Source organism: Bradyrhizobium sp. HKCCYLR20261, from assembly GCF_051168435.1.
In the GTDB taxonomy this organism is placed as follows: domain Bacteria; phylum Pseudomonadota; class Alphaproteobacteria; order Rhizobiales; family Xanthobacteraceae; genus Bradyrhizobium.
The window spans coordinates 525,597-538,788 of sequence record NZ_JBNPUZ010000002.1 but is presented as its reverse complement, the minus strand read 5'-3'; the positions used below and the strand labels follow the sequence as shown (position 1 = coordinate 538,788).

Below are 13,192 nucleotides of genomic sequence, written 5' to 3'. Positions count from 1 at the left end.
ATGGATTCCTCCGCCGCACTCTGCAACTTCGCTCGCCGTGCCATTGCCCAGGGCATAGCAAGGCGCGTTCCAGCCCATTGAATGGCAGTGGGGCGATAAAAAATGGTAAATTCGAGGTAACTGGATGGTGGACAATTTGACACAACCTGCCGCTGCAGAGGGGCCGCTCGATCGGTTGAAGGCGCTGCTCCCGGCCAGGCTGCGCGGTGCGCCGGTCGTGCCCGTGGTCCGCCTGTCCGGTGTGATCGGCGCAGTGACGCCGTTGCGTCCCGGGCTGACGCTTGCCGGCGTCGCCAAGATGCTGGAGCGTGCGTTCTCGATGCGCAACGCCAAGGCGGTGGCGCTGGTGATCAACTCGCCCGGCGGCTCACCGGTGCAGTCGCGCCAGATCTATTTGCGCATCCGCCAGCTCGCGGCCGAGAAGAAGCTGCCGGTGCTGGTGTTCGTCGAGGACGTCGCGGCGTCCGGCGGCTACATGATCGCCTGCGCAGGCGATGAGATCTTCTGTGATCCCTCGTCCATCCTGGGCTCGATCGGCGTGGTCGGCGGCTCGTTCGGGCTGCAGGACCTGATCAAGAAGATCGGCATCGAGCGCAGGCTCTATACGGCCGGCGAGCACAAGGCGATGCTCGATCCGTTCCTGCCGGAAAACCCCGACGATGTGGCGCGGCTCAAGAAGATCCAGCGCGAGATCCACGCGCTGTTCATCTCGCTGGTGAAGGAGAGCCGCACCACGAAACTCAAGGGCGCCGATGACGTGCTGTTCACCGGCGAATATTGGGCGGGCGATACCGCCGTGTCGCTCGGGCTGGCGGATGCCATCGGCGATCTGCGCTCGGTGCTGCGGGCGCGCTTCGGCGACAAGGTCGGCATGCCCGTGGTGGCGCCGGCCGCGGGCCTGCTGTCGGGCCTGCTCGGCCGCCGCTCCCCGGGTGGCGCCGGTAGCGTTGCGCTCGGAGGCGGCTGGGCGGGGCTGGCCGAGGAGCTGATCTCCGCCGCCGAAACCCGCGCAATCTGGGCCCGTTTCGGGTTCTAGAGCCCGGCTTCGCGTCATTTCGCCCCTCGCAATCCGGATTGCGAGGGGAACACGGATGAGCGACAATATGAGTCGGGGGTGGCACTCCTCATGAACAAGGATCGACCAATGCCGCCGTTCGTTGCTTTCGCGGGAATGCTGGGCGGGCTTGCCGTGGTTCGCTGGGCCTACAGGACCGCGCAGAAGATCAATCACGAGCTCGAAGAGGCGCGGCTGTCGCGCGTCGCCGAGGCCGCTCCGGCGGAGATCAAGACCCTGCGCCGCGATCCCGTCACCGGCGCCTACCGGCCGGTCTGACCTCGTCCGCGCCTCGAATCGGCGGCTGACGAGGCCGCCGTCATCGGCCTATTGCCTTGATTCCTGATGCCCTCGCCGATACGGTCCGCGCGCTTTTCAGACCTGCGCGAAAGACCGATGCCGACGATGGACGAGCTGCCTCCGCACATGCGCCCCGAACGTTCGTTCCAGGGCTTCATCCTGGCCCTGCAACGGTTCTGGGCCGAGCAGGGCTGCGTGATCCTGCAGCCCTACGACATGGAGATGGGCGCCGGCACCTTCCATCCCGCGACGACCCTGCGCGCGCTCGGGCCGAAGCCGTGGAACGCGGCCTATGTGCAGCCGTCGCGGCGGCCGAAGGACGGCCGCTACGGCGAGAATCCGAACCGGATGCAGCACTACTACCAGTTCCAGGTGATCATGAAGCCGTCGCCGCCGAACCTTCAGGACTTGTACCTGAAGTCGCTCGCCGCGATCGGCATCGATGCCGCCGTGCACGACATCCGCTTCGTCGAGGACGATTGGGAGAGCCCGACCTTGGGCGCCTGGGGCCTCGGCTGGGAGTGCTGGTGTGACGGCATGGAGGTGTCGCAGTTCACCTATTTCCAGCAGGTCGCGGGCTTCGAATGCGCGCCCGTTGCCGGCGAGCTGACCTACGGCCTCGAGCGCCTGGCGATGTACGTCCAGGGCGTCGACCGCGTCTATGACCTCAACTTCAACGGCCGTGACGGTGATCAGAAGGTCACCTATGGCGACGTCTTCCTGCAGGCCGAGCGCGAATATTCGCGGCACAATTTCGAGCATGCCGACACCGACATGCTGTTCGAGCAGTTCAAGATGGCCGAGGGCGCCTGCCGGAAGTATCTCGACGCCGGCTGGCGCGAGGGCCGCAAGGAGCACCTGATGGCGCTGCCGGCCTACGACCAGTGCATCAAGGCCAGCCACGTCTTCAACCTGCTCGATGCCCGCGGCGTCATCTCCGTCACCGAGCGCCAAAGCTACATCCTGCGCGTCCGCGAGCTGGCGAAAGCCTGCGGCGAAGCCTGGCTGCACACGGAAGCGGGCGGGGCGGGGGCTGCGACAGCTGGCTGAGCGCGCGCCGCTGAAGTCGTCCTCATTTTGATATGAATCGAGATCTTTCGTGCCGTCGAACGTCGCAACACACGCGGTGCCTCTGCCCCCCTCCCCCTTGCGGGGAGGGGTCGGGGGTGGGGGTCTCCGGGCGATATGCCTGATGGGGCGCCACACGCCTTTGCATCAAGCCGCGCGCTCGATCGCCCACAACAAAGTCCTCGTCAGTCCTGACGACGCTCATCACCACCTTCAGCGGGCGCCGACCCCCACCCCCGAACCCTCCCCGCTGCCGACAATCGCTGGGCGATTGCGGCGTGGGGGAGGGGAGCGCAGCAGCGCCAGCCCGACCAACGAGTTCAACTAATGCCCGATCTTCTCCTCGAACTGTTCTCCGAAGAAATCCCCGCGCGGATGCAGGCCAAGGCGGCCGACGATCTGCGCCGCATGGTGACCGACAAGCTGGTCGCCGAGGGCCTCGTCTATGAGGGCGCCAAGGCATTCGCGACGCCGCGGCGGCTGGCGCTGACGGTGCACGGCATTCCCGCGCGACAGGCGGACCTGAAAGAGGAGCGCAAGGGCCCGCGCGTCGGCGGTCCCGATGCGGCGATCCAGGGGTTTCTGAAAGCCACCGGCCTGTCCTCGCTCGACGAGGCGACGATCCAGCGCGATCCGAAGAAGGGCGATTTCTACGTCGCGCTGATCGAGAAGCCCGGCCGCGCCACGCTCGACGTGCTCGCCGAGATGCTGCCGGTGATCGTGCGCACCTTCCCGTGGCCGAAGTCGATGCGCTGGGGCAAGCGCTCGGAAAAGCCGGGCGCGCTGAACTGGGTGCGGCCGCTGCACGCGATCACCGCGACCTTCGGGCTGGAGACCGAGGAGCCCGATGTCGTCAGCTTTGCCGTCGACGGCATCGAGGCCGGGCAGACCACCTATGGCCACCGCTTCCTGGCGCCATCAGCGTTCACTGTGCGCCGCTTCGAGGACTACGAGGCCAAACTGCTCGACGCCAAGGTCGTGCTCGACCCGCAGCGCCGCAAGGACACCATCGTCACCGACGCCAAGCAGCTGGCGTTCGCGCAAGGCTATGAGCTGGTCGAGGACCAGGTGTTGCTGGACGAGGTCTCGGGCCTCGTCGAATGGCCTGTCGTGCTGATGGGCTCGTTCGATCCGGACTACCTGAAGGTTCCGGGCGAAGTGATCCGCGCCACCATCCGCAACAATCAGAAATGCTTCGTGGTGCGCGACCCCAAGACTGGCGGGCTCGCGCCAAAATTCATTCTCACCGCCAACATCGAGGCGACCGACGGCGGCAAGACCATCATCGCCGGCAACGAGCGCGTCATCCGCGCCCGGCTGTCGGATGCGAAGTTCTTCTACGAGACCGACCTGAAGACGAAGCTCGAGGACCGGCTGCCGAAGTTCGAGCAGATCGTGTTCCACGAGAAGCTCGGCACGCAGGCCGCTCGTATTGCTCGGATCGAGAAGCTCGCCGCAGAGATCGCGCCGCTGGTCGGCGCCGATGCCGCGAAGACCGCGCGCGCGGCGAAGCTCGCCAAGGCCGATCTGCTGACCGAGGTCGTCGGTGAGTTTCCGGAAGTGCAGGGCCTGATGGGCAGGTACTACGCGCTCGCCCAAGGCGAGGACGCGTCGGTTGCCGCGGCCTGTGAGGAGCACTACAAACCGCAGGGGCCGGGCGATCGCGTGCCGACCGACAAGGTTGCGGTGGCCGTGGCGCTGGCCGACAAGCTCGATACGCTGGTCGGGTTCTGGGCCATCGACGAGAAGCCGACGGGCTCGAAGGACCCGTACGCGCTACGCCGTGCGGCGCTGGGTGTGATCAGGTTGATCTTGGAGCTCCAAAACCGATGCGCTTTAGCGCCTTTGATCGCCAAGTCTTATCTCCTTCACTTACTTCTACTGCAAAAGGACGATTTGACCGTTTTTCTAAAGGATAAGAATTCGTCCAACTACGCTTCCGTTACGGTGGCATTCTCGCCGAAGAGGGATTTCGGCGAAAATGTTGCTTTCGACCTATCGCAGCCTGCGTACGTTTCGAAGGATCGAACCGGTCAAGATCGCCAAACCCAACATTCTCGCAGGATGGCATCCGGTGTTGATGAGGAAAGTGTCGTTCGGACCGTGCCTGCCGCAAATCAAGTCGCGGCCGATCTGCTCTCATTCTTCGCCGACCGCCTCAAGGTGCAGCTGCGCGAGCAAGGCGCCCGCCACGACCTCGTGGACGCCGTGTTCGCGCTCGGCGGCCAGGATGATCTCCTGATGGTCGTCCGCCGCGTCGAGGCGCTCGGCAAATTCCTCGACAGCGATGACGGCAAGAACCTGCTCGCCGGCACCAAGCGCGCCTCCAACATCCTCGCCATCGAGGAGAAGAAGGACAAGCGCAAGTTCGACGGCGCACCGGATGCGGCGCTGTACAAGCTCGACGAGGAGAAGGCGCTGGCCAAGGCGATCGGCGAAGTGGCTGCGGAAGCCGGCGCTGCGGTTGCCAAGGAGGATTTTGCCGCGGCGATGCGCGCAATGGCCAAGTTGCGTCCGGCGGTCGATGCGTTCTTCGACAAGGTGAAGGTCAATGACGACGACGCCGCGATCCGCGAGAACCGGCTGAAGCTCTTGAACGAGATCCGCAGCGCCACGCGTGCGGTGGCGGATTTTTCGAAGATCGAGGGCTGAGCAGCCTGGATCGCTTCGCTGCGCTCGCGATGACGGAAGAGGGAGCGACATCCTCCGCTGTCATGCCCGCGCAGGCGGGCATCCAGTACGCCGCGGCTTTTCGGTGGACACACAGTCGTCTCGGCGTACGAGATCGCCGGGTCGAGCCGGGCGATGACAGCTGTGGTGACGGTGACAAGGCCTGCCACACGCGTCATTGCGAGGCGCTCTTGCGCCGAAGCAATCCAGGGGCCGTGGAGGCAGACTGTCAGTGTGGCCCCTGGATCGCTTCGCTGCGCTCGCGATGACGAGCTAAGCTATGGCAGCGCCAAAAAAGTAAGCCCCGCCCGGCGGGGGGAACCGGGCAGGGCCTTTACATCTGGCCGCTTGCGGGGGCGTTGGCGACCAAATGCGTCTCTATAACTACTCAACCACCTGAATGATCCGCCGCGATCGCGGCTCGACCAGAACAGTTTCGCCGTTCACCACCGTGTAGCGATAAGGTGTCGCACCGAAGCGCTGCGGAACGTCGTAATATGTAACACCCGACTCCGGCAGAACGGTCCCCACAACGACGCGATCAGGGATCACATAGTTGGGAACACGCTCGCGCACGACGTATTCGCGGAATTCCGGACGCCGCTCCACGGTGATGAGAGGCGCGTCCTCCTCGACGACGACGCCGCGTCCGACGGTGGTGGACTGCGCCTGCGCGGCCGCCGGGATCACGACGGCAGCCACGAGAGCGGCAAGGGTGATGTGGGTTCGCATGAGCGGGACTCCTTGCTGTTGATCCGCCAAGTGAGAGACCGGCACGCGCCGGGTACCTGCTCCCCAATGCTGCCCTTCAGCCATCGTTCCCACGGGAACACTGGGCATTTTCGCGGCAGTTCCTCGCTGTTGGGAACCGGAACCCGCGCCGCGCGTCTCCTATTCCGCCACGATCAGCCGGGATAAGGTCCCGCCCGATCGAATCGCCCAACCTCCTCTTTCAATCCATTCAGAGTTCGCGGATGCACCTGACCGTTGCCCATATCTCGCCGATCATGTCCGTCATCGCCGGAGTCCTCATCCTGATCATGCCGCGGCTGCTGAACTTCATCGTCGCGATCTTTCTTATTCTGAACGGCCTCATCGGCATGGGGCTACTGAAGTGGCTCCACTTCTAGTTTTCCGAGGGGCACCTCAGCCCAAGGTCGGGAACCTCTGTGCTTGCGCCGCAGCGCCCAAAGTGGTGTAAGGCGCGCGATTTCTCCTCCCATTTGCGGATCGAAGCATCTCATGGCCAAAGCGGTAGCGAAGTCTAAAAAAGTCGCAGCGAAATCAAAGCCTTCCAAGCAGGGTAAGGCCAAGGCCGCTCCGCTCGCTCCACCGCGCAAGGCGCTGAAGACGGCTGCCAAAGCCCCGGCCAAGGCGCCTGCCAAGTCTGCTGCGAAGACGGCGCCGAAAGCGCCAGTGAAAACCGCTCCGAAGAAGCCGGCCAAGGTTGCCGCCAAGCCGGTTGCGAAGGCTGCGGCCAAGACCGCGAAGCCCGCAGCAAAGAGCACGGTCACCGCGATCAAGCCGAACAAGTGGGTTTATACCTTCGGCGACGGCAAGGCCGAGGGCAAAGCGGGCTTGCGCGATCTGCTCGGCGGCAAGGGCGCGAACCTCGCCGAGATGGCCAATCTCGGCCTGCCCGTGCCTCCGGGCTTCACCATCCCGACCTCGGTCTGCACCTACTTCTACGCCAACGACAAGACCTATCCGAAGGAGCTGCAGTCGCAGGTCGACAAGGCGCTCGACTACATCGGCAAATTGACCGGCAAGACGTTCGGTGATCCCGAGAATCCGCTCCTGGTCTCGGTGCGCTCGGGCGCCCGCGCCTCGATGCCGGGCATGATGGACACCGTGCTCAATCTCGGCCTCAACGACCAGACGGTCGAAGCGCTGGCACAGCTGTCCGGAGACCGCCGCTTCGCCTTCGACAGCTATCGCCGCTTCATCACGATGTACTCCGATGTCGTGCTCGGCTTCGAGCACCATCATTTCGAGGACATCCTCGACAGCTTCAAGGACAGCCAGGGCTATCAGCTCGACACCGACCTCTCGTCGGAAGACTGGGAAATGCTGGTCGGCAAGTACAAGGATGCCGTCGCCATCGAGACCGGCAAGGATTTCCCGCAGGACCCGCATGACCAGCTGTGGGGTGCCATTGGGGCGGTGTTCTCATCCTGGATGAACGCCCGCGCGGTGACCTATCGCAAGCTGCACGACATTCCGGAATCCTGGGGCACCGCCGTCAACGTCCAGGCCATGGTGTTCGGCAACATGGGCGACACCTCGGCGACCGGCGTCGCCTTCACCCGCAATCCCTCGACCGGCGAGAGCAAGCTGTACGGCGAGTTCCTGATCAATGCGCAGGGCGAGGACGTTGTCGCCGGCATCCGCACCCCGCAGGACATCACCGAGGACGCGCGCATCGAGTCCGGCTCCGACAAGGCCTCGATGGAAGTCGCGATGCCCGAGGCCTTCAAGGAGCTGACGCGGATCTACACGCTGCTCGAGAAGCACTACCGCGACATGCAGGACATGGAGTTCACGGTCGAGCGCGGCAAGCTGTGGATGCTGCAGACCCGCAGCGGCAAGCGCACCGCCAAGGCGGCGCTGCGCATCGCCGTCGAACTCGCCAATGAGGGCCTGATCTCGCAGAACGACGCCGTGCTGCGCGTCGATCCGGCCTCGTTGGATCAGTTGCTGCATCCGACCATCGATCCCGCTGCCAAGCGCGACGTGGTGGCGACCGGCCTGCCGGCATCGCCGGGCGCAGCCTCCGGCGAGATCGTGTTCTCGTCGGATGAAGCCACCAAGCTGCAGGCCGACGGCCGCAAGGTCATCCTGGTCCGCATCGAGACCTCGCCGGAGGACATCCACGGCATGCATGCCGCCGAAGGCATCCTGACCACGCGCGGCGGCATGACCTCGCATGCGGCTGTCGTCGCGCGCGGCATGGGCAAGCCCTGCGTCTCCGGCTGCGGCACCATCCGCGTCGACTATGGCCGCGGCACGATGAGCATCGGCTCGCGCACCTTCAAGACCGGCGACGTCATCACCATCGACGGCTCTGTCGGCCAGGTGCTCGCAGGGCGCATGCCGATGATCGAGCCGGAGCTGTCCGGCGAGTTCGGCACGCTGATGGGCTGGGCGGATGCCGTGCGCGAGACCGGCGTGCGCGTCAATGCCGACACGCCGGAGGATGCGCGCACCGCGATCAAGTTCGGCGCCGAGGGCATCGGCCTGTGCCGCACCGAGCACATGTTCTTCGAGGAGACCCGCATCCGCACGGTGCGCGAGATGATCCTCTCCGAGGAGGAGCAGGAGCGCCGCGCGGCCTTGGCGAAGCTGCTGCCGATGCAGCGTGCCGACTTCGTCGAGCTGTTCGAGATCATGAAGGGCCTGCCCGTCACGATCCGTCTGCTCGATCCGCCGCTGCACGAGTTCCTGCCGCACACCCAGGCCGAGGTCGAGGAGGTCGCGCGCGCGATGAATACCGATCCGCGCCGGCTCGCCGACCGCGCCCGCGAGCTCAGCGAGTTCAACCCGATGCTCGGCTTCCGCGGCTGCCGTCTGGCGATCGCCTATCCGGAGATCGCCGAAATGCAGGCGCGCGCGATCTTCGAGGCCGCTGTCGAGGCCGAGAAGCGCACCGGCGAATCCGTCGGCCTCGAGGTCATGGTGCCGCTGATCGCGACCAAGGCCGAGTTCGACCTCGTCAAGGCGCGCATCGACGCGATGGCGCAGGCCGTGATCCGCGAGACCGGTGCCGAGCTCGAGTACCAGGTCGGCACCATGATCGAGCTGCCGCGCGCAGCGCTGATGGCCGGCCAGATCGCCGAGGCCGCCGAGTTCTTCTCGTTCGGCACCAACGACCTCACCCAGACGACCTACGGCATCAGCCGCGACGACGCCGGCAGCTTCCTCGGCGCCTACGTCGCCAAGGGCATCCTCGAGATCGATCCGTTCATCTCGATCGACCGCGACGGCGTCGGCGAACTGGTCAAGATCGGCGTCGAGCGCGGCCGCGCCACGCGGCCCACGCTCAAGGTCGGCATCTGCGGCGAGCATGGTGGCGATCCGGCCTCGGTCGCGTTCTGCCACAAGGTCGGCATGAACTACGTCTCGTGCTCGCCCTACCGCGTGCCGATCGCCCGCCTCGCCGCCGCGCAATCCGCGCTCGGCAAGGAGATCGCCAGCCAGGCGTGATGCTTGTGGTGATTGACGTGAATTGATGAAGGCCGGCACATGTTGCCGGCCTTTTTCGTTCGCGATGAACGGCGCTCGATTTGTGCTCGCTTAGCAAGCGAACGAAGGGGGAAGTCTCATCCCCACCGCCGTCATTCCGGGGCATTCGCGCGCAAAAGGGCGGAGCCATTTTGAAGCAGCGCGAATGAGCCCGGAATCCAAAACCACAGTCGGTTGTTTGTCGAAGACAAGCGCCACGAGTACCTCGGCTCCTCATGTCCGGTCGTGGCTATGGATTCCGGGCTCGCGCTTTGCGCGCCCCGGAATGACACGAGGAGAGAGCGCAAAGTTCCGCTTCATTGAAGCGAGCTTGGGATTTCATCCACCACCTTCATTGACGGAATCTTCACCACTCTCGTCACGCCGCTGTTTACCACGCACAGCGATCGCAGCGCGCGCTGCAACCTCGCCGCTTGCATGTTTCGATCCTGCAACGCGGGTTAACCGCTCAGCAACCTAAACCCGATACGAACATGACAGATCGAATTGTCACGGAAGCACTGTCGTTCGATCGAGTGAGTAGCGTAGCGTTGCGTTGAGCGTATCGATGTTAGTTCTGCGTCCCGGTCCGAAGGGCGCGCGTTATGCGTCCTTCGGACTCGGTCTCTGCGTCTTCGCTCTGATGCCGACAGAGACCGGATATCAAGACATCGCGTCACTGCTCGCCCGCCAGCCGGGCGTTGCCGAACGCTGGCAGAAGCGTGTGTATTCTGCCGCGGCCTCGGTGCAGGTGGCGACCTACAGCTTCGGCCTGCCGATCGGCACGTCGGCGCCGCCTGCGGTCAGCATCCGCTTTGCCAGCCTCGATCGACGCGATCTCGACATCACCGGCAGCACGACGCCGCGCAATCCGGCGCTGCAGGTTCCGCCGCGCTACCAGGCTTCCGACTTTCCCAAGGTCGACCGCACGCTGAAGGGCGATCGTCTCGTCGTACGTCCCCCCGCGCCGCCGGAGCAGCCGACGGAGTCTGCCGCTCCCATGGAGCCGATGCCCGCCGAGCCGTCACCGACGCCGTCGACCCAGCCTGATTCGAATTCCTCGGTGTTCGGCGCCAAGACCACTCAAGCGCCCGCGCAGGCGCCGCAGCACACAACGCTCGATCCCGAATTGCAGGAGGCGCTGCGCGCGCCACCGCTCGTGCAGTACGACGCCGCGAAGGCGGAGACCCAGCCCTCGGGCGAGCTCAAGCCCACGGTCGGTCCCGCTTCCACGGAGGCCGCCGCCGGCACCGACGGCCTCAACATCAAAACCTCCAGCCTGTATTTCGGCACGGCGTCGCTCGGCGGCGCCGCCGGTATGATCGAAACCTGGCAGCCCGGCGAGGCACCACTGATCGTGATGCCGGATCCCGAGCTCAAATCGATGGCGGTGCTGTCGCAGCCGGCGGAGGATGTCACGAAGTCCGGCGACGGCGGCGAGAGCATCGCGCCGAAGGGCGAGGTCAACGCCGACAACCAGCGCGCCAAGACGCCAGCCGAGCGGCTTGGCCTGACCAGCGAGAAGTCGCGCTTCAAATCCGAGAAGTGCCTTGCGGAAGCGGTCTATTTCGAATCACGCGGCGAGGCCGTGCGCGGCCAGATCGCGGTGGCGCAGGTCGTGCTGAACCGCGCCTTCTCCGGCTACTATCCGACCACGGTGTGCGGCGTCGTCTACCAGAACAAATACCGCCACTTCGCCTGCCAGTTCACCTTCGCCTGCGACAACAATGCCGACGTGATTCGCGAGCCCGAGATGTGGGATCGCGCCAAGAAGATCGCCAAGGCGATGCTCGATGGCGAGATCTGGCTGCCGGAGGTGGGCAAGTCGACCCACTATCATGCCTATTGGGTGCGGCCGTCCTGGGTCGCCGAAATGAAGCGCATGTACAAGTTTGGGGTCCACACCTTCTACCGGCCGAAGCGCTGGGGCGATGGCAGCGACGCGCCGAGCTGGGGCACGCCGCAGCAGACCGCGGCCATTTCCGCCGAGCTGACCGAAGCCGCCAAGAGCGAAGCCGAGATCAATCCGAATTGGACCCGGCGGTAAGCCTCTATCAACACCTTCGTCATTCCGGGTTCGATCGTCCGCGCGTGCCGCGCGTGGACGATCGAACCCGGAATCTCGAGATTGGCTTGCGCAAGACAAGCTCGAGGTTCCGGGTTCAAGGCCTGCGGCCTTGCCTCGGAACGACCGTCGTTCCGCGAGAAGAGGTCGGTCTCTACTAAGCGCTGAGCGATCGCGGCAGTCGCGCCGAGGGACGCGCTGCGATCTCGTCGGCGATCTCGCGTGCGGCGGCCAGCGTCGTCATCGTCCGGTGCGCGAAACTCGGGTTCTCCGCCGGACAGTCCACCCGGCAATGCGCGCCGCGACTCTCGCGCCGGCTCCAGGCGGCCGTGGAGATCAGCAGCGCTGCCGTCGCCATGTTTCCCAGGCCCGGATCGGCGCTGTCCCGCTCCGTCTTGGCGATCAGGGTGATGGCCTCCGCCAGCCGCTCCTCGTCGCGGAGGACGCCGACCTGAGCGGTCATCATCTCGCGCAGCGCCTTCTCCGTCAGCGGGCACGCCGCGTCCCCGGACTGGACGAGCGCGGCGTCATGCAGCGCGGGGGGAGGCGCGAAGGTCCGGCCCGCGATGTCCTCCGCGATGCGCCTGGCGAACACCAGGGCCGCCAGCAGCGCGTTGCCGGCAATGTGGTTGGCGCCATCGGTCGCGGTGGCCGCAACCTCGCCCGCGGCCCACAGGCCCTCGATCGAGCTGCGCCCGCGGCCATCGACCGCGATGCCGCCCATGTGGAAATGCGCGGCAGGGGCCACGGGAATCGGCTGCCGGGTGGGATCGAGGCCGGCGGCAGCACATGCCCGGTGCAGCATCGGATAGCGCTCGGCGACATCGTCATCGAGCACGTCGCGCGCGTCGAGAAAAGCACCGCGCCCGGCCATGATCTCGGCCATGATGCCGCGCGCGACCGTATCGCGCGGAGCGAGATCGACCAGCGGATGGCGCGGCAGCATGAAGCGCTGCCCGCGCCGGTTGACCAGGATGGCGCCGGCGCCGCGCAGGCTCTCGCTCACGACCGGTGCCGGATCGTGACCGCTCGCCATCGCCGTCGGGTGGAACTGGACGAACTCCGGATCGGCGATCACGGCGCCGGCCCGTGCCGCGGCCGCGAGGCCGGCGCCATTCGCGTGCGGCGGATTGGTCGTCACGGAGAACAGATGCCCGATGCCTCCGGTGGCCAGCACGACCGCCGGCGCAGCGATCAGCAGCGGCGGGGAGGTCTTCTCATCCGCGCGGCGCAATTGCACGCCGCGCACGACCCCATCTTCCGTGACCAGCGCGTCCACGACGTGGCCTTCGATCACCCGGATCGAAGGCGTTGTGCGAACGGCTTGCGACAAGGCGGCGATGATCGCCTGTCCGGTGAAGTCGCCGCGCACGCTGAGGATTCGCGGCGTGCCATGGGCCGCTGTGCGAGAGGTCGCCAGCCTGCCGTTGTGATCGCGATCGAAGGCAACGCCGAGGCGCGCAAGGTGCTCGATCCGCTCCGCAGCCTCGCGCGCGAGGTCCAGCGCGGCGGTCGCGTCGACCAGGCCACCGCCGGCCGCGATCATGTCGGCGGCGTGCGCCTCGGGGCTGTCGCCGGCCGCAATCGCCGCGGCAATATCGGCCTGCATCGTCGCGCCGAACGAAGCCTCGCCAAGGGATGTCGCCGAGATCAGCGTGACCGGTTGCGGTGCGAATGCCAGCGCGCAGGACAGTCCAGCGACACCTGCGCCGATGATCACGATGTGGCCTGAGGTCTCGATCCGATCGTGGTCCATAAGGCAGTCCAAATTCCACATTGCGTGCGCATCTGTACCTCCGCACCTGTTAGTTCTT

The 13,192-nt window shown here is 65.8% G+C and carries 9 protein-coding genes; 7 read left to right on the top strand and 2 right to left on the bottom strand.

Annotated features, from left to right (window positions below; all coding sequences use genetic code 11):
* Positions 1–124: 124 nt before the first annotated feature.
* From ACQR1L_RS06130 to glyS, 4 genes are all read left to right on the top strand, one after another.
* The gene (locus ACQR1L_RS06130) at positions 125–1,036 is read left to right on the top strand and encodes a S49 family peptidase (RefSeq protein ID WP_434857033.1); all 912 of its coding nucleotides are present in this window, start codon (positions 125–127) and stop codon (positions 1,034–1,036) included.
* Between the two features lie 108 nt (positions 1,037–1,144).
* Entirely contained in the window at positions 1,145–1,333 is a 189-nt protein-coding gene (locus ACQR1L_RS06125; protein ID WP_434857032.1) for a hypothetical protein, read from the top strand.
* 126 nt (positions 1,334–1,459) lie between these two features.
* The gene (locus ACQR1L_RS06120; RefSeq protein WP_434857248.1) at positions 1,460–2,404 is read left to right on the top strand and encodes a glycine--tRNA ligase subunit alpha; all 945 of its coding nucleotides are present in this window, start codon (positions 1,460–1,462) and stop codon (positions 2,402–2,404) included.
* A gap of 345 nt (positions 2,405–2,749) precedes the next feature.
* The gene (gene glyS / locus ACQR1L_RS06115; protein ID WP_434857031.1) at positions 2,750–5,074 is read left to right on the top strand and encodes a glycine--tRNA ligase subunit beta; all 2,325 of its coding nucleotides are present in this window, start codon (positions 2,750–2,752) and stop codon (positions 5,072–5,074) included.
* 402 nt (positions 5,075–5,476) lie between these two features.
* On the opposite strand, the gene ACQR1L_RS06110 is transcribed toward glyS, so the two are convergent.
* Positions 5,477–5,824, bottom strand: coding sequence for a DUF1236 domain-containing protein (locus tag ACQR1L_RS06110; protein WP_434857030.1), 348 nt, complete (start codon positions 5,822–5,824; stop codon positions 5,477–5,479).
* Positions 5,825–6,066: 242 nt separating this feature from the next.
* Between ACQR1L_RS06110 and ACQR1L_RS06105 the strand changes: the two genes are divergently transcribed.
* The 3 genes from ACQR1L_RS06105 (at position 6,067) to ACQR1L_RS06095 (ending at position 11,360) form a co-directional block, all read left to right on the top strand.
* Positions 6,067–6,222, top strand: a complete 156-nt coding sequence (locus tag ACQR1L_RS06105; RefSeq protein ID WP_006613564.1) for a DUF3096 domain-containing protein — start codon at positions 6,067–6,069, stop codon at positions 6,220–6,222.
* Between the two features lie 112 nt (positions 6,223–6,334).
* The gene (ppdK, locus tag ACQR1L_RS06100; protein WP_434857029.1) at positions 6,335–9,295 is read left to right on the top strand and encodes a pyruvate, phosphate dikinase; all 2,961 of its coding nucleotides are present in this window, start codon (positions 6,335–6,337) and stop codon (positions 9,293–9,295) included.
* Positions 9,296–9,881: 586 nt separating this feature from the next.
* Complete coding sequence (locus tag ACQR1L_RS06095) at positions 9,882–11,360, top strand: cell wall hydrolase (protein ID WP_434857028.1); 1,479 nt, start codon at positions 9,882–9,884, stop codon at positions 11,358–11,360.
* A gap of 175 nt (positions 11,361–11,535) precedes the next feature.
* Here ACQR1L_RS06095 and ACQR1L_RS06090 read toward each other — a convergent pair whose 3' ends face one another.
* On the bottom strand, positions 11,536–13,134 hold the full coding sequence (locus ACQR1L_RS06090) for an L-aspartate oxidase (protein WP_434857027.1): 1,599 nt from the start codon (positions 13,132–13,134) through the stop codon (positions 11,536–11,538).
* Positions 13,135–13,192: the final 58 nt, after the last annotated feature.

What these genes read in the sequence shown, in the direction of transcription:
- ACQR1L_RS06130 (WP_434857033.1), top strand. Translation starts at nt 125, where the DNA reads ATGGTGGACAATTTGACACAACCTGCCGCTGCAGAGGGGCCGCTCGAT.
- ACQR1L_RS06125 (WP_434857032.1), top strand. Translation starts at nt 1,145, where the DNA reads ATGCCGCCGTTCGTTGCTTTCGCGGGAATGCTGGGCGGGCTTGCCGTG.
- ACQR1L_RS06120 (WP_434857248.1), top strand. Translation starts at nt 1,460, where the DNA reads ATGGACGAGCTGCCTCCGCACATGCGCCCCGAACGTTCGTTCCAGGGC.
- glyS (WP_434857031.1), top strand. Translation starts at nt 2,750, where the DNA reads ATGCCCGATCTTCTCCTCGAACTGTTCTCCGAAGAAATCCCCGCGCGG.
- ACQR1L_RS06110 (WP_434857030.1), bottom strand. Translation starts at nt 5,824, where the DNA reads ATGCGAACCCACATCACCCTTGCCGCTCTCGTGGCTGCCGTCGTGATC.
- ACQR1L_RS06105 (WP_006613564.1), top strand. Translation starts at nt 6,067, where the DNA reads ATGCACCTGACCGTTGCCCATATCTCGCCGATCATGTCCGTCATCGCC.
- ppdK (WP_434857029.1), top strand. Translation starts at nt 6,335, where the DNA reads ATGGCCAAAGCGGTAGCGAAGTCTAAAAAAGTCGCAGCGAAATCAAAG.
- ACQR1L_RS06095 (WP_434857028.1), top strand. Translation starts at nt 9,882, where the DNA reads ATGTTAGTTCTGCGTCCCGGTCCGAAGGGCGCGCGTTATGCGTCCTTC.
- ACQR1L_RS06090 (WP_434857027.1), bottom strand. Translation starts at nt 13,134, where the DNA reads ATGGACCACGATCGGATCGAGACCTCAGGCCACATCGTGATCATCGGC.